A 17,918-nucleotide genomic window follows, 5' to 3' on the forward strand; every position below is an offset into this window, starting at 1 on the left:
GTTTTATCATTTAATTTACAACTGTTAATTAATCTTCACAATACTATTTTTTATCTTTTAGTCCTGGTATCCAGCTAGTTCCTGCTAGCGGAACTCTAGCCATAGCAGCAGATTCGACTGTAAGTGCACATAAATCCTCAGGTTCTAAATTATGTAAATCATTTTTACCAGAAGCTCTAGCTATTGTTTGAGCTTCAAGTGTCATCACTTTTAAATAGTTTGATAAACGTCGTCCACCGGCAATAGGATCAAAACGTCTCATTAGTTCAGGCTTTTGAGTTGTTATACCCGCTGGATCGTTTCCTTCATGCCAATCATCATAAGCACCTGCTGTAGTTCCAAGTTTATTGTAGTCTTTTTCCCATCTAGGATCATTATCTCCCAATGCAATCATTGCTGCAGAACCAATTGAAACTGCATCTGCTCCAAGCGCCATTGCTTTTGCAACATCAGCACCATTTCTAATTCCACCAGATATAATTAATTGAACTTTTCTATGTTGGTCTAAATCTTGAAGTGCGTCTACGGCAGGTCTAATACATGCTAAAGTAGGTTGACCAACATTTTCTATAAATACTTCTTGAGTAGCAGCTGTTCCACCCTGCATTCCGTCTAAAACAACAACATCTGCCCCAGCTTTAACGGCAAGAGCAGTATCATAATATGGTCTTGCTCCAGCAACTTTAATGAATATTGGAACCTTCCAACCAGTAATTTCTCTTATTTCTAAAATTTTAATTTTTAAATCATCAGGACCTGTCCAATCAGGATGTCTACATGCAGACCTTTGATCTATACCCTTTGGTAATGTTCTCATTTCTGCAACACGATCACTAATTTTTTGACCTAATAACATTCCTCCACCACCTGGTTTTGCACCTTGACCTATAACAATTTCAATAGCATCTGCTTTTCTAAGGTCATCAGGATTCATTCCATATCTTGAAGGTAAAAGTTGATAGATTAAATTTTTAGACTGTCCTCTCTCTTCCGGTGTCATTCCACCATCACCAGTAGTTGTAGATGTACCAGCCATACTCGCTCCACGCCCCAAGGCTTCTTTAGCTCTACCTGATAATGCACCAAAACTCATTCCAGCAATTGTAATAGGAATATCTAATTCTAAAGGTTTTTTTGCATAACGTGTTCCTAAAGTTACTTTTGTATTACAACTTTCTCTATATCCTTCCAAAGGATATCTGGACATTGAGGCACCAAGAAAAAGTAAATCATCAAAGTGAGGAAGTTTTCTTTTAGATCCTCCACCTCTAATATCGTAAATTCCAGTTGCTGCTGCTCGTCTTATCTCTGAATTTGTATATTCATCAAAAGTCCATGATATACGAGGATGAGTTTTTTTATTATCTGACATTATTAATAGCTTGATACATTATCGATGTTAAAGTTATATAGTTTTCGTGCTGAACCATATCTCTTAAAATTATCTGGTTTAATATTTTTTATTTCACTTTTTTTTAAAAGAGCTGAAATTTTATTTAAATGCTTCTTTTCCATTTTTTTTTCTATGCAATCTGCACCCAAAGATTTTACTGATCCTTTAACAAAAATATCTGTTTCATAAAGACTATCACCCAAAGCTTCACCAGCATCACCACAAACTAACATTGTTCCAGATTGAGCCATAAATGCAGACATATGACCAACAGAACCTTTAACCACGATATCAATTCCTTTCATTGAAATACCACACCTTGAGCTAGCATCTCCATCAATTACAAGTAAACCACCATGAGCAGTTGCCCCAGCAGATTGTGAAGCATTACCTTTAACATGCACTTTTCCAGACATCATATTTTCAGCAACACCTGTTCCAACATTTCCATTTATTGTTACATGTGCTTTTTGATTCATACCCGCACAATAATAACCAACATGGCCTTCGATTAAAACTTTCATTTCCTGGTTTAATCCAGCACATAATGCATGACTTCCTTCAGGATTTATAATTACAAAGTCTCTATCATTTTTTTTATTATCTAAATTTTGTAAAGTATTATTAATTTCTCTTAATTTTATTTTTTTTAAATCTAATTTCATCAATTCCCCCAAGAATAAACAATACCAGGCTCTGGTTCAAAAATTTTTGCATTATTTACATCTGGTAAATGAGCCATTGCTTGAAATTCTGATGCAATTGCAACATAGTTTTTTGTCTCTGCTATTACTGCAGGTTTACATGCTATTTCATCTCTAACAACTGCAAAACCTTTTCTAGTTCCTGTAATAAAAGTATAAAAACCATCTAAATCTTTAAGACCAGAAGTGAGTGTATCTTTTAATGATTTATTATTTGATAAACTGTTAGAAACATATCCTGCTGCAACTTCGGTATCATTTTCAGAGTTAAAGACACTACCTTTTTTAGTGAGTTCTCTTCTTAAATTATTATGATTTGATAGCGATCCATTATGAACCAAGCATTCATCTTCACCAGTAGAGTAGGGGTGAGATCCATCAGTAGTTATTGCACTTTCGGTTGCCATTCTTGTATGACCTATTCCATGAGTACCACTAAAACTATCTAATTTAAATTTTTTAACTACATCTTTAGGATTGCCAACTTGTTTAAATATTTCTATTGATCGGCCGTACCCAACTACAGATACTTTAGGAAAATTAGAATTAAGTATTTCAATCACCTTCTTTGGCTGTTCAAGAGTTTTTAGAATTACATGATCTGAGATTTGAGTAAGTTTAGCTTTTTTAAGTTTTTTAGATATCTCTTTCTTGAAGCTAGTAAAGTTTAAATTATTAATACATAAAGAAAATTTGTATATTTTTTTACTTTCATCTTTGTAAATAGCAAAGCCAGCACTGTCTGGTCCACGGGACTCCATATTATTAAGCATACCAGATAGCATCTTTCCTAAATTTTTTTCAAATTTTTTATTTTTTAAGTAGATACCAAGAATTCCACACATAAATTTTATTAAGTTTATTTTATTAAAGACAGTAGAAATTCTTTATAATATAAAACATTTCCTACTACAATGATGATAATAGCCGCTATCACTCCATACTTTGCTTTTGGAAAAACGACACCTCTCATTTTACTCGGTCTGTGATCTTCGTTATTATTTCTATCCATGATTGTATAATTTTTGAAAAAAAAAGGGCGCCACAATTAAGTAGCGCCCAAATTTTTAGTTGATATTACCAGTCGGTAATATTGCTCTTATGATCATTAGCACCATGTCTTTTTCTAGCCAATCTTTCGAGCTTTTCACTCTCAGATTTGTTAGTAAGGACATGCCAGCCAATCCAGAAAACTACACCTAGAATAACTAGTAAAGTTTCACTAGATCCTGCTCCTGGGTAAACTGCCCCAACAACTTCCTTAGCACTTAAATGATCTATCCAGTTTGTTACTGTAGCCATATTTTTTCTCCTTTACCTAGTTGAAGAGGCGACCGCTTTTTCAGCATCTCTATCGTCCTCCATCATTTCATAGTCCAGTCCAGCTATTTCAACTTCACGAGGGATTCTTAATTTACCCATTCCGTTTAGCACTTTAGCTATGATATAGCCTGGTAGCATCCCAAGAACACCGAACATTATAATTGCTCCAAGGAATTGACCCAATGGATTGATTGATGCATAAGTTGATCCGTCCCACATAGCTCCAACACTGTATCCAGATGAAGGATAGCCATTTAAAACAAATCCACAAATTACAAGACCAACAAATCCTGCATAACCATGTACTGCTACTGCACCAACTGCATCATCAATTTTGAACTTACGTTCAACCCAGTAATGCATTTTGTATGCTATAACAACACCGATCGCACCAATAAGCATTGCTTGTATCGGGTGATACAAATCATTACCTGCAGATGCACAGATGATTCCAGCTAGTCCACTTGAGTAAGTCCAGAATGGATCACCTTTAGCGACCACGTATCCAGCCAATAATCCACCTGATAATGACATCAGGAAGTTATAGGTTATTCCACTCAGTGTGGTTGGGGTTACATATATGTTTGTTGCTGTCCAGTACGTTACACCTTCCATTCCATACTCGGGTCCAAGATCAAATATCGGTATATTACATGCCGCATAAAATCCCCAGAAACCAGTATAGATTAAAAATAATCCAACTGTAACTAGCCATGGGTTTCTTGGTCCTATATTTCTTGGTTCACCACTTGATGAGAATTTTCCAATTCTAGGTCCTAAAACGATTAGAACACCTAAAGCAAATCCACCCGCAATTGCATGAATTACTCCTGATGCATAAGCATCATGATAGCCTAAAATTTTGAGCATCCATCCATCAAAGTGCCATCCCCAAGCAGCATCAATTGTCCAAAATACAGATCCTATTGCAATTGCTAAAATACCAAATGCAAAAGTTGTAATTCTTTCAATGATTGCTCCAGAAACAATTGAAGCAGCTGTCCATGAAAATAGTAAGAAAGCAGCCCAAAAAACTCCACTTATGTGGTCACCTAAATTGACCGCCATAAATTCAGAGTTAGCTAAATACCATTTTGCACTAAAAGTGCTTTCGTCAGTAATTAGTGCTGCGCTCTCATTCATTATTGATGGAGCTATTCCCGGTCCTGTTGGAAATGCCCAGTAAATCCACCAACCAAAGAAAAACCACGTTACCGTAACTAGTGGTATGACCATGGTATTTTTCATTAAAGTATGTTGGTGATGTTTATAACGTGAGGCTCCAACTTCATACATACAGAACCCGACGTGAATTAAAAACATCAGTACTACTGTTACCCAGTAATAAAACTCTGTAAATATGACTGTAAGAGCACCTAATTGATCAGTCATAATATCTCTCTCCTTATTAGTTTAAGAAAGCTTATGAAATTTTAGGAGGTGTGACAAATGTTACTTTACTTAAATAAATAAGCAATGACAGCAGATTCAAAAATATTATCAACTTCTGATTGATAACTTAGAATTTAAGGTAAGCTTTTTTCAAATCAACAAGAGGGTGCTTTTTAGACATTTGAAACTTAACCAAAAGCTCTCTTGCAATCATATCTCTATCTTGTTGGTTGTCTGGTAGTTTGATTGATTTTGGAATTGTAACCCAACCATTTGCGTTTCTACAAAATACAGCAGGTCTATCTTCTTCATAACCCATATGAATATCTTCTAACCAGTTAAGATCATCCCAACCCATAGCTTCTACATATTTTTTTAAGAATGGAGTCATTTTCTTATAATCAGGCAATAAGTTAACGTCATATCTATAACCGATATGCTGCCCAATCATTTTTTCTCTAGCAGTCTCTTTAGATTTTCCACCTAGATTTTCTTTTTTAACTTTTGTTTTTGTTTTTTTCTTAACCATAAATACTCCTTATATTTTGTGAAAGTTATCTACACCAACAGTATAGTTAGTTCCTGTTAGTGGAACTTTAGCTAAAGCAGATGACTCCATTGTTAGAGCAGCTAAATCTTCAGGCTCTAAAGAGTGAATGTTTGTCTTACCACAAGCTCTTGCTAATAATTGAGCCTCTAATGTCATTGCATGAAGGTAATTATAAACTCTTAATGCAGCATCATCGGGATTTAATCTAGCTCTTAATTTAGGATCTTGTGTTGCAACACCAACTGGACAACGACCAGTATGACAGTGATAACATTCACCAGCTTTTACACCCATTTCTTTTTCAAAATTTGCTTCTGGTATATCTTTATTACAGTTTAAAGCCATTAAAGCGCCAGTCCCAATTGCTATTGCATCAGCACCTAAAGCTAAAGCCTTCGCCATATCTGCACCATCTCTAACACCGCCTGCATAAATTAAAGTTACTTGTCCAGTTTTACCAACATCATCAATAGCTCTTCTAGCTTCTCTGATTGCAGCAATTCCTGGGATACCAGTATTTGCAGCAGCTATGTGAGGACCAGCTCCTGTTGAACCTTCCATGCCATCTAAAAAGATTGAGTCAGGATTACATTTTGCAGCCATACGAACATCATCATAAACTTTTGATGCACCTAGTTTTAATTGAATGGGTACTTTGTTTTTTGTAAGTTGTCTTAATTCTTCAACTTTTAAAGCTAGATCATCTGGACCTAACCAGTCAGGGTGTCTTGCTGGAGATCTTTGATCAATACCAGAGGGTAGAGATCTCATTTCTGCAACTTGATCAGTAACTTTTTGACCCATTAAATGTCCACCCATTCCAACTTTTTGCCCTTGACCAATAAATACTTCAATTGCATCAGCCAATTGAGCGTGATGAGGATTAAAACCATATCTTGATTGGATACATTGGTAATACCATTTTTCAGAATATCTTCTCTCATCTGGAATCATTCCACCTTCACCAGAACATGTCGCGCTTCCAGCCATTGTTGCTCCTCTTGCTAAAGCAGTTTTCGCTTCATAAGAAAGTGCACCAAAACTCATACCTGTAATATAAACTGGTATATCTAGTTCAATTGGGTTTTCACAATTTGGTCCGATTATAGTCTTTGTTTCACATTTTTCTCTATAACCCTCAATTACAAATCTTGTAAGAGTTCCTGGTAAAAAAACTAAATCATCAAATGTAGGAATTTTTTTCATTAATGCCATTCCACGCATTCTGTATCTTCCAAGTTGAGCTTTAATATGAATGTCGTCTATAACTTCAGGAGTAAAAATAGCGTTGTGACCTAATAGACTTTTGTTTCTTTTACCATCTTCGTGTGCATGAACATCAGCTTTTCCGCCAACACTTCCATTAGTTTTTTTTAATTTTTTACTATTTTTTTTAACTTTCTTTTTAGCCATTAGATAGCTCCTTTCTTTTCATGAGGTTCTAGATTATCATAGTTCCAAAGTTTTTTCCCTGCGACTATTTTTGTCATTTTACTGACGTCAAATTTTTCACCTATCTCTGCAACTTTTAATTTTCTTTTTAACCAATCTTGATCACTAGCTGATAAATCAGCTGGTACAGCATCACTTCCAAATGATCCTATCTTCCCACCAATGAATATTGTTCCATCATACATAGAGTCACCTAAATTTATTCCAACATCACCAAGAATAATAATTCTCCCTCTTTGCATCATAAAACCAGTGAATGCCCCAGCATCACCGCCAACAATGATAGTTCCACCCTTCATGTCAATTCCGGTTCTTGCACCAACACTTCCTTTGCAAATTAAATCACCACCTCTTATAGCAGCACCAAAGCAAGATCCTGCATTTTTCTCTATAACAACTTTTCCTGCCATTAAGTTTTCAGCACAAGACCAGCCAACTCTACCATTAATTCTAACTGTAGGTCCGTCACAAGAACCCATACCAAAATAACCCAAACTTCCTTCAAAAATTAAGTTTAATTTATTTAAAATACCAACACCTAAACTATGTTTACCTTGAGGGTTTTTAATAACAATCGTTCCAAAACCTTGGCTCATTAAGTTGTCAATTTCTTTATTAGCTTCCGGAGCTGTCATTTCTTTAACATCTAGTTCTGTTCTTTTATTAAAATCTACATCATAAGTTCCAAAGTAATAAAGATTTTCACCCTCGTCAGGATTAAAAAACTTTTGTTGAGTTCTACCTGTTAGTACCTCTGTGTGCATACCCATTGATTGGGACTTTGTTTTTTTTTCTGTAGTCTTTAAATTTGCCATACTTTTACCTCTCCATCAAATGGATCATATGTGTCTATCTCTTGTGGTAGAACTGATCTGATTGCTATTTCTTCTGAACCCATTGCCACTAAATCATCTGACTCATAAAGAACCAAAGGTTTTGCAGCCATAGTATCTTTTGCCATTCCTAAAGAGTCTTTAGTTGCAACAAAATATGTAAATACTCCATCAAGACCTGTTAAAGATGCCCTCATACCCTCTTCAAGTGATGCGCCTTCTCTCATTTTCTGAGCAATGTATACAGCAATTAACTCTGAATCACATTCAGACATAAATCTCATGCCTTTATTCTCAAGCATTCTTCTATTATTCCAATAGTTAGTTAATTGACCATTATGAACTACAGATACGTCGCTAAAAGGGTAACCCCAAAACGGATGAGCAGATTTAATATCCACACCAGATTCTGTAGCCATTCTCGCATGACCAATTGCATGAGTTCCAACAAGTTTGTCTAAATTATATCTATCACAAACCATTTGAGCATTTCCTAAATCTTTAATTACCTCTAATGATTTTCCCATAGACAGAATCTCAACTCCTGGAATGCTTTCAATTTTTTGTGAAAACTCTAATAAATCATTTACATCATATGCAAGTTCGTACCTTAAAGAGTAGGGTAGCACTCTTTCTTCTTTTACTATTTTAGCACCTAACTCAGATAAGTATTGATCAACAATTTTTTTTCTTTGATCATAAACTGAAACATCTTCCATTATTGATGAACTTCCCTCACCAACATTTTCACCAACCTTAAAACGCATGATAAAGTTTTTACCATCTGTATCTCCATACAAAGCGTAACCTGTAGAATCTTCTCCTCTATGTTTTAAAGCTTGAAGCATTCCCTGTAGTTCACTTCCTACATTAGACGATTTTCCTCTATGTATTAATCCTGCTATTCCACACATATATTTCCCCTGTTTCTATTAAAGATTATGGTAGACAATCCAGATAAGTATCTAGATCCCACTGAGTTGTTGCACCTAAAAATTTTTCCCATTCATCATTTTTGTACCAATGAAATACTTTATACATTTCATCTGGCATTGCTGATTTGATAACCTCATCTTCTGCTAAACGATTTAGTGCTTCACCAAGACTCAAAGGTAATTTTTTAACCTCTTTACCAGCTGCCTGTGCATCATACATACTTCTAGACTCTGGCTTTCCAGGATCAATGTTATTTGTTATTCCATCATCAAAACATTTTAATAGTCCTGAACCCATTAAGTATGGATTGTGCATTGAATCTACTGAACGATATTCAAATCTTCCTGGTGCAGAAACTCTTAAACCACAAGTTCTGTTTTGAAATCCCCAGTCAGCATAAACGGGTGCCCAAAAACCAGTATCCCATAATCTTCTGTATGAATTTACTGTAGAAGAACCAATTGCAGTTAGAGCTCCCAAATGTTTCATCACTCCACCAATAGCTTTTAATCCAACTTTACCTGGTAGCTGAATATCTTTAGTATCTGGCATAAAAGTATTTGTTCCACCTTCTACATAAGTAAATACTTCATCCATAGCCGGTAAAGATTTATGTGATAATTTATTAATCTTATCTTTTCCACCTGTCCACAAAGACATATTTGTATGACAACCACTTGCAGACACACCCATAAAAGGTTTTGTCATAAAGCAAGCTATTAAATTAAATTCTCTAGCAACCTGTGCGCAAATTTGTCTATAAGTTGATAGTCTGTCAGCATTTCTTAAAACATCATCATACATCCAATTTAATTCTAATTGTCCTGGTGCATCTTCATGATCACCTTGAATCATGTCAAAACCCATTGCTCTAGCATATTTAAAGACTTGCATGAAAACTGGTCTTAACGATTCAAATTGGTCAATATGATAACAATAAGGCTTAGAAAAACCTTTACCTGTAGGTGAACCATCTTCATTCTTAGTTAACCACATCATTTCTGGCTCTGTTCCTACTCTTAATTGGTAACCATGTTTCTTTTTAAATTCTTGGGCGTGTATTCTTAAATTACCACGACAATCTGAGGTTAAATGAGCGCCTGGGTTTTCTCTTTCTTCTCTATTTCTAAAACATGTAACAAATACTCTTGCAACTTTTTTATCCCAAGGAAGTTGACAAAAAGTTTCAGGATCAGGAATACCAACTAACTCCTTAGCTTCTGGCCCATATCCAATATAATTACCATGACGATCTGTAAACAAGTTTGCTGTAGCACCGTAAACTAATTGAAACCCTTTTTCACAAGTTCTCTCCCAATGATCAGTAGGAATACCTTTACCTACAACTCTTCCAGTTACTGAAATAAATTGAAAAAATATATATTCAACACCTAGTTCGTTGATTTTAGCTCTAACTTGTTTTACCAACTTGTCTCTGCCAGGTTGTCTAACGTGTCTGTCTAAATCTGTCATTATCTCTCCCTCTAATGAATTTTTATTTAAGGAACCGTAACTGAAAAAATTATTTGTGTCTAGGCTTGAAGTTTAACTCCAAGGGAATGGACTATTAGAAGTTGGATGAAGTTCACCCTTCTCGTAACGGTTGAATCTAAACGGTTTTAATAATTCACTCTCTGTTCCCAGAATTTCTTGTGCAACAAGCTCACCAACACCAATCATTTTGTATCCATGGTTTGCATCTGCTATCATGTAAACATTTTCTAAAAATCTATCAAAGATCGGAAAATTGTCTGGTGTCATACATCCAAGACCACCTGACGGTCCTTTTCTATATAAACCAGATTTGCCTTCAAATCTTTTATGACAATGAGCTAAAGCTGAACACCACATATCGTTAAATGATTCCGTTGTTTGAAATTCAGGAGACTCAAGTCCGTAAGGATCAATATTTATTTTATCAAAATGTTTATCAACTATGTAAGGAGATGTTCCACCTTGAACACCAAGACCTTCAATATCTGGCTTATAATAAATTCCCCAAAGTTCATCTGTAATTAGTTTTTTAGTTGTGTCAGAATATAGCGGGGCAGTAGAGTCAACATGCATTACAGGAGGCTGACCACCATCATTCATTCTTAAATAATCTTTATCAACACCAATAACACCTTCTTGTAGCATCCAATATTTCCACATATCTTCTTTATGAAATTTTCCATCTTGCCCTTTAATATTTGCAAACTTTGGAAGTTCTAACATATTCCAAAAATCTCTAACCCAAGGACCAGCACCAACAATTACTTGTTCACATTCAATAATTCCCTTGTCTGTTTCAACACCTGTAACTGCCTTACTATTACTTCCTCTTTTGAATCCTGTAACCGTTACACCTTTGATAACCTCAACACCGTTTGTAGTAGATTTTTCTTCTAAAGCTTTTATGGAAGCTTTATTGAATGCGTAACCACCTTTTTTTTCATGTAACACAGAAGTTATTCCTTGTGCCTGCCAATCATCAAACATTCCCTTCATATATTTAGTGCAGTCTGCTTCACCCTCTATAAATTCTGACTCATATCCAATAGCTTTTTGCTGATCATAAATTGTAGCAACATCTTCGTGCATAACTTCTGGAGAAATTTGCAAATATCCAACAGCATTATACTTCCAAGCTTTAGGATCACTTTCCCATACAGAAACTGAATGAGCCATTAATTCTCTCATAGCTGGTTGAAAATAATTATTTCTTATAACACCACAAGCAATTCCACTTGCACCTGCTGCAGTGTCTTTTTTTTCTAAAATTACAATGTCACCTGAATTTTTATAAGTTTCTGAAAGTTTCCAAGCTGTGCTTAGCCCATGAATTCCGCCACCGATAATAACTACTTTTGCTTTAGTTGGTAGTGTTGACATATCCAAACAATATTTTTCTTAAAAAGTAATTAATATAATTATTTTTATAACTAAATTTTATATATAAAAAATACTAACTAAAAAAGATTGTTAAATAAGGAGCTAATAGCTTAACTTTTTCAAAGTGGCTAAATATTGTTTAAACTCATTAATAAATGTCTCACTCGGCATAATATTTTTTATTCGCTGATCAGTTGAAGTTTTTTCTAAACGAAAGAATCCTTTTTCACAAGCTTCATTAATTATCAAAGCTGATTTTGGTCTTGAGGTTTTAAATAATTTTGTCTTTAGTCCTTCAACAGACAGTTTTTCATTATGTTTGTAAGCCGACATTACAAGTAGCATCATATGATAATGTGAAGGAGATTTTCTAAAAAAATAGTTACTTGAAGTATGAGACTGTTTCATCTGGTCTTCCCAAAAATTTAAAAGATCTTTGTTGTTATCAGGCATCTTATTATACTTTTACTCTAGATTTTGTTGGGTCATAGAAAGGGAAAGGAACAACTTTTGCAACAATTCTTTTTTGATGACCATCAAGTTTACCAATCTCAACTTCCGTTCCTATCTCAGCATACTTTACATCAATTTTACAAAGTGCAATATTTTTTCCAAGTTTGGGTGATAACATTCCGCTTGTTATTACACCTACTTGACCACGGCCCATATGAACACAATCTCCATTTATTGCTGGCTCATGACCCACTAATTCTAGACCAACTAATTTTTTTTGTGGGCTCGCCTTTCTTTTTGTTAACTCTTCTTTACCTATGAAATCATCTTCTTTAGTTTTTAAAGGAACAGTAAAACCAATTCCTGCTTCAAAGGGATCAGTTTGATCATCAAATTCATAACCATAAAAAATTAGTCCAGCCTCAATACGAACCATATCTAGAGCTTCCAAACCTAATGGAGTAATATCAAATTCTTTTCCTGCTTCCCAAACTTTATCCCAAACTTCTGAAGCATCTTTTGGATGACACCATATTTCATAGCCAAGTTCACCAGTGTAACCTGTTCTTGAAATCATAATTGGAGTACCTGTTTCATGATCTATTCTTGCAATATTAAATTTAAACCATTCCAGTTCAGTAATTGAAGGCTGAATAGGAGCTGTCCAAACAAACTTTTCTAAAATTTTTCTACTGTTAGGACCTTGAACAGCAATATTGTGAATATGATCTGTTGCAGACTTTATCCAAACTTTATAATTTTTCTTTTTAGCTTGTTCTTTTAACCATTCACCACTGTATTCATCTCCACCGATCCATCTGAAATTATCTTGCCCCATTTTAAATAAAGTTCCATCATCCAGCATGCATCCATTTTCATAACACATAGCAGAGTAAACAACTTGGCCTACTGATAATTTCTTAACATTTCTAGTTAAAGTGTATTGCATTAAGTTTTCTGCATCAGGACCTAAGATTTCAAATTTTCTAAGAGGTGAAAGGTCGGTCGCTATCGCGCTTTCTCTACAAGCCGTGTATTCTTTTATTGTTCCAGAATTAGTAAAATTATTTGCCAGCCAAAAACCTTTGTACTCAATAAAGTTTCTAGTTAGTTCAGATGTTTTTTTATGAAAACCAGTTTCTTTAGTTAGTTTTGGTTCGGAGTCTGTTTTCATTCTAAATGCTATAGCTTTTGAATATTTGTTTTCTTTTGGATAAGTCCTAACAAATATATCGGTAGGATTCCAGCCATTTGCAGCATCCACATCACATGGACAAGCCGAAGAAATACAAGTTAGATCTTTTAAAGCTCTAAACAAAACATAATCCCCTGGCCTTGACCAGGGTTCATCAAAAGTTGCAACATTATTTGAATCAATCCCTGTATTGAAAAAAAGATTTATAGCCGACCAACTTTTGCGGGAATTTATGTCATATTTCTCTAAGCCTTTGTTAAAGTTATCTGTGCAATTAATATGACCCATATAACCCATATCCTCATAATATTTTGAGGTACAAGCAAGATTGAATGTATCATGTCTTCCAACAGTATCTCTTACAACCTCAACCATTGCTTCATGATTGCCATCATAAAATTTTGAAAATAAACCAGGCCCGGGATAAGCACTGCCCATAAAGGTTCTAGTTGCTTTATCATCTATAATACTTTCAATTCCATCATTTAATTTATGTGTATCGAAAGCTAAAAAATCAGAACATTGTCTTCCGCCAGGGTCAATTATTTGAATATATTCACCAGTTTTAACATTATAAGTTTCTGCAGTTCTTCTTTTAATAAGTTGCTCTATAATTGGATCGCTCAGTGGGTCTGGCAAGATAAATTGCTCATCCGTTTCTGTAAATTTAGCTTTTTTTAAAAAAATTGTAAAATCTGTTGGTGGATTTTGCTCATGAACATTCATTGCATCACCAGGTGCCGCAATCATAACCATACATTTATCTTTTGATGTTAGTATTATTTTTTCACCCATAAAACAATCATCATTAAAAATAATTGATGCTTTAGCTTTATCTAAATCTAAGTTTTTTTTCTTTAAAATTTTTGAAATTTTATTATCATTTGAAATAGTTTTTTTTGAAAAATCTGCATTAGAATTTTCTTTTAAATTTAAAATAGATAGATCAGATTTGCCTTTTGAATTGAAAACAATTATTTCACAAACTTGTCTTCCTTCATCGTTAATTATTTCTATTTTATCTTCTGGTGAAATTTCTATTATTGAAAGACCACCTCCTTTTACAAAATATCTTTCAACCCCTGGTGGTAAAGTTCTTAAACCCGGATTTCTTATATCATTACTAGTATGTAGCATTGCCAGTATAAATTTAAATAATTTAACCTTAGCATAATATAATCATAGGGGATTGACTATAAATTTAATAAGTGAGAACATACCATCTTAAACTTAATATTGAGGGAGAAAAAATAATGAAAAAAGTAATATCATTGATATCTGCCCTAGTAATTTCAGTAGTTAGTTTTGCTGGAATTTCTAATGCAGCAGATAGTAAAAAGCCTATCGTAATTCCAACTCATAACTGGTCTAGTCAAATTGTAATGGCTTACGTTATTGGCGGAATTTTCGAAAACATGGGTAACAACGTTAAATATGTAAACACAAACTCGCAAGCAGTTTATGAAGCAATAAGAATTGGGGATGTATCAATTTCTCACGAAGTTTGGGAATCAGCTTTTGGTAAATCATTTACCACTGCACTAGATAAAGGTGGTTTACTTGATTGGGGTGATCATGAAGCAAGAACTTTAGAGGATATGGGATATCCAAACTGGGTTGCTGAAAAAGGATTATGCCCAGGTCTACCAGACTGGACTGCTTTAAAAAATCCAGCTTGTGCAAAAAACTTTACAACTCCTGATTCAGGTGGAAAAGGAAGAATGTTGGAAGGACCTCAAACTTGGCATGGAGATCTGATACCTCAAAGGGTTGATGCTCTAGGTCTAGGAGATCTTTGGACAGTTAAATTTGCTGGAAGTGCAGACGCACTTTGGGCAGAATTAGTATCTGCTGAAAAAGAAGGAAGAGGAACTATTATTTTTAACTGGACACCAAACTTTACAGATGGTGCTGGTTTTACATTTATTGACTTTCCTCCATATACAGCTGGTTGTAGACCAGAAGATGGTGGTGATGGAAAATGTGGTTCACCAGATGGTTACTTAAAAAAAGCTGTTAACGGTGATTTTCCTAAAACTCACCCAGCAGCTGCTGCGGCATTTAAAAAAATGTCATTTTCTACAAGTCAAATTGGTGCAATGGCGTCTTTAGTTGACATTGATAAAATGACACACGAGGATGCAGCCAAAGCTTGGTTAAAGAAAAACAAAAAAGTTTGGAAAGCTTTTACTAAGTAAGGCAAAAACCAATAAATTTTGAATCTCTCCCAACATGGTTGGGGGAGATTTTTTTTATGTTAATTTCTATATGGTTACAAAAAAAATTAATTTTATGTTAAGATATTTTTTATATTCATTTCTTAGTTTACTTTTTTTTAATTTATCATTAGCTCAAGATATAAATATACAAGAAAATATTAATTTAAGTTTTGTATGTAATTTAGATAAAAAAATAATTAAAAATTCAGAACATAATTATCAAACTTTTTTAGCTAAAGATTTAGATGAAAAAGGTTTGGATAAATTAAAAATAAAGTCAAGAAAGCCTGAAACTCTTTTAATAGAAGGATTATCAATATTTCTTTCAAATTCAAAAAGATTAAATGTTAAAGTTGTAAATAAAGACATAGTTTTGTTTAAAGCAATTAATCAAGAAAAAAAGTATTCAGAGTCAGCTATCATAGATAGAAAATCTGGTGAATTAATTCATGAAATTACTAGAAATATCAAAAGTGATAATTCTGAAAAAGATATTTTTTTTTATTCGTGTAGTAAAAAGGAAAAAAAAGTATAATTTTTTTATATGATTTTTTGTAGAATGTTAAAATGAAAAAATATCTTATTAGCATAATCTTAGGTTTGTTGATCACATCTTCTGCTTTAGCTAGAAGCACAGGATGTAAAGAGGGCAATTGTGAAAATGGTTATGGCAAATGGGTTTATACAGATAAAACAACTTATGAAGGTGAATGGGTTGGAACAAAAAAGCATGGACAAGGAACTGAAACTTGGCCAAATGGATATATTTATAAAGGTCAATTTCTAAATAGTCTATGGAATGGCATAGGAACATTAACTTTCCCTGATGGCTCTACTTATGAAGGAGAGTGGACTAATGGGTTTATGAATGGGGAAGGAACTTTTACCTGGGCTGATGGAAAACAAAAATCAGGAATTTGGACAAATGGAAAGTTACAGGAATGATATTTGCTGAAAAATATTTAGATAAAATAAAAGAGTTGCCAGAAACAGTTAAACAGCTTGCTGGTTTAGTTACACTAATGATCGTTATATTCTTATCTTTTTTTATACTAAATAATATTTTTGGAGAAGGCGATGAGCTAGTTGCTAAAATGAAAATAGAGGAAGACAGAATAGTTCAAGAGAGAAAGTTAAATAAATTAATCTCAAGTTTGCCATCTGGAATTTTAGTATCTTTTGATGGAACTGATCATTTTAAATTAACTGTTGAATTGTATGAAGCTGTTTGTAATGCAACAAAGCTCATACCACAGCGTGCAATTATGGGTGCTAATTTTTTAAATTATAGAGCACATGAAATTTATACAATGAATGGTAATAAAATTAGTGAAACCTTTGTTAAATGGGACAAAGAAAAAAATAAATGTTTTACAGGTTTTATTGTTAGTGGAAAAAATGTTGGTGTAGATGAGACAATTACTGTTAGTGGTGAAGCTTTAAGTTTTTTGAGCACAGGAATTGATACAAGAGTGTATTTTATTAAAAACTTTTAAGAGAGAAAGGTAGCAAATTATATAGATTTTAATTTAACTTAATTTCATATAACCTAATATAAATTATGTCTGATCCTGTTATCAAATGTGAATCTGTTTACAAAATTTTTGGAGAAAATGCTAAAAAAATGCTTGAAGATTCTAATGGCAATGTTGATGCTAAAACATTTCAAGAGAATGGGTGCATAGTAGGAGTTAACAATGCTTCATTTGAAGTTTCAAAAGGTGAAATGTTAGTAGTAATGGGCTTATCAGGTTCTGGTAAATCAACATTGTTAAGATGTATTTCTAGATTAACAGATGCGACTGGTGGAAAAATTTTTATAGAAGGTCAAGACTTACTTCAATTAAATAACAAAGAATTAATAGATCTTAGAAGAAACAAAATGGGAATGGTTTTTCAAAGTTTTGCTCTACTGCCTCATAAAACAGTTGTAGAAAATATTGCCTTTCCACTTCAAGTTAAAGGAATAAAAACTAAAGACAGTATTAGCAAAGCTATGGACATGGTTAAACTAGTTGGACTTGATGGGCGAGAAAATTATTTTCCAAGAGAGCTTTCAGGTGGTCAACAACAAAGAGTAGGTATTGCAAGATCATTAGCAGTAGAGCCAGATATTTGGTTTTTGGATGAACCTTTTTCAGCATTAGATCCATTAATTAGAAAAGAAATGCAAGATGAGTTTTTAAGACTTCAGGAAAAATTACAAAAAACAATTATGTTTATTACTCATGATTTTGATGAAGCTTTAAAACTTGCAGATCGAATTGCGATTATGAAGGATGGAATAATTGAACAATTAGATACACCAGCCAATATTGTACTGAACCCAGCAACTGAATATGTAAAAAAATTTACTGAAGAAGTTCCAAGAGAAAAAGTTTTATTAATAGAAGATGTGATGGATATATCCATTTCTAATAATCTTAGTGATTTAAAAGTTTTAAAAGATGAAATAATAGAAAATGTTGCTGAAAAAATTTTAAATCAAGATAAATCAGTTGCTGTAATAGATAGAAATAACCAAATTGTTGGCTCTATTGATCCTGCAAAAATAATCAATACTGTTTTTGGGGGAAGAAAAAATAATAATTAAG

At 33.7% G+C, this 17,918-nt stretch carries 18 protein-coding genes; 5 read left to right on the top strand and 13 right to left on the bottom strand.

Features of this window, described 5'->3' with window-relative positions:
- Positions 1-43 precede the first annotated feature (43 nt).
- The 13 genes from ABXT56_RS01490 to ABXT56_RS01550 all read right to left on the bottom strand — a co-directional run bounded on the left by ABXT56_RS01490 (position 44) and on the right by ABXT56_RS01550 (position 14,242).
- Positions 44-1,372 (bottom strand): FMN-binding glutamate synthase family protein, encoded by a 1,329-nt coding sequence (locus ABXT56_RS01490; protein ID WP_415300618.1) that lies wholly within the window; start codon positions 1,370-1,372, stop codon positions 44-46.
- 2 nt (positions 1,373-1,374) lie between these two features.
- A complete protein-coding gene (locus tag ABXT56_RS01495) occupies positions 1,375-2,061 on the bottom strand; it encodes a protein glxC (RefSeq protein WP_415300620.1) in 687 nt (228 codons plus the stop codon).
- Positions 2,058-2,942 carry a class II glutamine amidotransferase gene (locus ABXT56_RS01500; RefSeq protein WP_415300621.1) on the bottom strand — a complete coding sequence of 295 codons (885 nt, stop codon included), beginning with the start codon at positions 2,940-2,942 and terminating at the stop codon, positions 2,058-2,060. The genes ABXT56_RS01495 and ABXT56_RS01500 overlap by 4 nt, the downstream gene beginning before the upstream one ends.
- Positions 2,943-3,174: 232 nt before the next feature.
- Complete coding sequence (locus ABXT56_RS01505; RefSeq protein WP_415300623.1) at positions 3,175-3,399, bottom strand: hypothetical protein; 225 nt, start codon at positions 3,397-3,399, stop codon at positions 3,175-3,177.
- Positions 3,400-3,411: 12 nt separating this feature from the next.
- Entirely contained in the window at positions 3,412-4,812 is a 1,401-nt protein-coding gene (locus ABXT56_RS01510; protein ID WP_415300625.1) for an ammonium transporter, read from the bottom strand.
- Positions 4,813-4,939: 127 nt separating this feature from the next.
- Entirely contained in the window at positions 4,940-5,341 is a 402-nt protein-coding gene (locus tag ABXT56_RS01515) for a hypothetical protein (protein ID WP_415285952.1), read from the bottom strand.
- Between the two features lie 9 nt (positions 5,342-5,350).
- Positions 5,351-6,775, bottom strand: a complete 1,425-nt coding sequence (locus ABXT56_RS01520; protein ID WP_271504388.1) for an FMN-binding glutamate synthase family protein — start codon at positions 6,773-6,775, stop codon at positions 5,351-5,353.
- The gene (locus ABXT56_RS01525) at positions 6,775-7,629 is read right to left on the bottom strand and encodes a GXGXG motif-containing protein (protein ID WP_415300627.1); all 855 of its coding nucleotides are present in this window, start codon (positions 7,627-7,629) and stop codon (positions 6,775-6,777) included. The genes ABXT56_RS01520 and ABXT56_RS01525 overlap by 1 nt, the downstream gene beginning before the upstream one ends.
- Complete coding sequence (locus tag ABXT56_RS01530; RefSeq protein WP_415300629.1) at positions 7,617-8,561, bottom strand: class II glutamine amidotransferase; 945 nt, start codon at positions 8,559-8,561, stop codon at positions 7,617-7,619. The genes ABXT56_RS01525 and ABXT56_RS01530 overlap by 13 nt, the downstream gene beginning before the upstream one ends.
- 25 nt (positions 8,562-8,586) lie before the next feature.
- A complete protein-coding gene (locus tag ABXT56_RS01535) occupies positions 8,587-10,056 on the bottom strand; it encodes a glutamine synthetase family protein (protein WP_415300631.1) in 1,470 nt (489 codons plus the stop codon).
- A 72-nt stretch (positions 10,057-10,128) separates the two neighbouring features.
- Entirely contained in the window at positions 10,129-11,457 is a 1,329-nt protein-coding gene (locus ABXT56_RS01540; protein WP_415300633.1) for an NAD(P)/FAD-dependent oxidoreductase, read from the bottom strand.
- 102 nt (positions 11,458-11,559) lie between these two features.
- A complete protein-coding gene (locus tag ABXT56_RS01545; protein WP_415300635.1) occupies positions 11,560-11,910 on the bottom strand; it encodes a hypothetical protein in 351 nt (116 codons plus the stop codon).
- Between the two features lie 4 nt (positions 11,911-11,914).
- The gene (locus tag ABXT56_RS01550; RefSeq protein WP_415300637.1) at positions 11,915-14,242 is read right to left on the bottom strand and encodes a DUF1989 domain-containing protein; all 2,328 of its coding nucleotides are present in this window, start codon (positions 14,240-14,242) and stop codon (positions 11,915-11,917) included.
- 116 nt (positions 14,243-14,358) lie between these two features.
- Here ABXT56_RS01550 and ABXT56_RS01555 point away from each other — a divergent pair, with 116 nt between their 5' ends.
- The 5 genes from ABXT56_RS01555 to ABXT56_RS01575 all read left to right on the top strand — a co-directional run bounded on the left by ABXT56_RS01555 (position 14,359) and on the right by ABXT56_RS01575 (position 17,917).
- Positions 14,359-15,303, top strand: coding sequence for an ABC transporter substrate-binding protein (locus ABXT56_RS01555; RefSeq protein WP_415300639.1), 945 nt, complete (start codon positions 14,359-14,361; stop codon positions 15,301-15,303).
- Between the two features lie 94 nt (positions 15,304-15,397).
- Positions 15,398-15,859, top strand: coding sequence for a hypothetical protein (locus ABXT56_RS01560; RefSeq protein ID WP_415300640.1), 462 nt, complete (start codon positions 15,398-15,400; stop codon positions 15,857-15,859).
- A 32-nt stretch (positions 15,860-15,891) separates the two neighbouring features.
- The gene (locus ABXT56_RS01565) at positions 15,892-16,269 is read left to right on the top strand and encodes a hypothetical protein (protein WP_415300641.1); all 378 of its coding nucleotides are present in this window, start codon (positions 15,892-15,894) and stop codon (positions 16,267-16,269) included.
- The gene (locus ABXT56_RS01570; RefSeq protein WP_415300643.1) at positions 16,242-16,820 is read left to right on the top strand and encodes a hypothetical protein; all 579 of its coding nucleotides are present in this window, start codon (positions 16,242-16,244) and stop codon (positions 16,818-16,820) included. The genes ABXT56_RS01565 and ABXT56_RS01570 overlap by 28 nt, the downstream gene beginning before the upstream one ends.
- A 65-nt stretch (positions 16,821-16,885) precedes the next feature.
- On the top strand, positions 16,886-17,917 hold the full coding sequence (locus tag ABXT56_RS01575; RefSeq protein ID WP_415300645.1) for a quaternary amine ABC transporter ATP-binding protein: 1,032 nt from the start codon (positions 16,886-16,888) through the stop codon (positions 17,915-17,917).
- Position 17,918: the final 1 nt, after the last annotated feature.

The organism is Candidatus Pelagibacter sp. Uisw_134_02 (genome assembly GCF_047720265.1).
GTDB lineage: Bacteria > Pseudomonadota > Alphaproteobacteria > Pelagibacterales > Pelagibacteraceae > Pelagibacter.

What these genes read in the sequence shown, in the direction of transcription:
- ABXT56_RS01520 (WP_271504388.1), bottom strand. Translation starts at nt 6,775, where the DNA reads ATGGCTAAAAAGAAAGTTAAAAAAAATAGTAAAAAATTAAAAAAAACT.
- ABXT56_RS01500 (WP_415300621.1), bottom strand. Translation starts at nt 2,942, where the DNA reads ATGTGTGGAATTCTTGGTATCTACTTAAAAAATAAAAAATTTGAAAAA.
- ABXT56_RS01525 (WP_415300627.1), bottom strand. Translation starts at nt 7,629, where the DNA reads ATGGCAAATTTAAAGACTACAGAAAAAAAAACAAAGTCCCAATCAATG.
- ABXT56_RS01510 (WP_415300625.1), bottom strand. Translation starts at nt 4,812, where the DNA reads ATGACTGATCAATTAGGTGCTCTTACAGTCATATTTACAGAGTTTTAT.
- ABXT56_RS01545 (WP_415300635.1), bottom strand. Translation starts at nt 11,910, where the DNA reads ATGCCTGATAACAACAAAGATCTTTTAAATTTTTGGGAAGACCAGATG.
- ABXT56_RS01550 (WP_415300637.1), bottom strand. Translation starts at nt 14,242, where the DNA reads ATGCTACATACTAGTAATGATATAAGAAATCCGGGTTTAAGAACTTTA.
- ABXT56_RS01505 (WP_415300623.1), bottom strand. Translation starts at nt 3,399, where the DNA reads ATGGCTACAGTAACAAACTGGATAGATCATTTAAGTGCTAAGGAAGTT.
- ABXT56_RS01565 (WP_415300641.1), top strand. Translation starts at nt 15,892, where the DNA reads ATGAAAAAATATCTTATTAGCATAATCTTAGGTTTGTTGATCACATCT.
- ABXT56_RS01490 (WP_415300618.1), bottom strand. Translation starts at nt 1,372, where the DNA reads ATGTCAGATAATAAAAAAACTCATCCTCGTATATCATGGACTTTTGAT.
- ABXT56_RS01515 (WP_415285952.1), bottom strand. Translation starts at nt 5,341, where the DNA reads ATGGTTAAGAAAAAAACAAAAACAAAAGTTAAAAAAGAAAATCTAGGT.
- ABXT56_RS01555 (WP_415300639.1), top strand. Translation starts at nt 14,359, where the DNA reads ATGAAAAAAGTAATATCATTGATATCTGCCCTAGTAATTTCAGTAGTT.
- ABXT56_RS01540 (WP_415300633.1), bottom strand. Translation starts at nt 11,457, where the DNA reads ATGTCAACACTACCAACTAAAGCAAAAGTAGTTATTATCGGTGGCGGA.
- ABXT56_RS01560 (WP_415300640.1), top strand. Translation starts at nt 15,398, where the DNA reads ATGTTAAGATATTTTTTATATTCATTTCTTAGTTTACTTTTTTTTAAT.
- ABXT56_RS01575 (WP_415300645.1), top strand. Translation starts at nt 16,886, where the DNA reads ATGTCTGATCCTGTTATCAAATGTGAATCTGTTTACAAAATTTTTGGA.
- ABXT56_RS01530 (WP_415300629.1), bottom strand. Translation starts at nt 8,561, where the DNA reads ATGTGTGGAATAGCAGGATTAATACATAGAGGAAAATCGTCTAATGTA.
- ABXT56_RS01535 (WP_415300631.1), bottom strand. Translation starts at nt 10,056, where the DNA reads ATGACAGATTTAGACAGACACGTTAGACAACCTGGCAGAGACAAGTTG.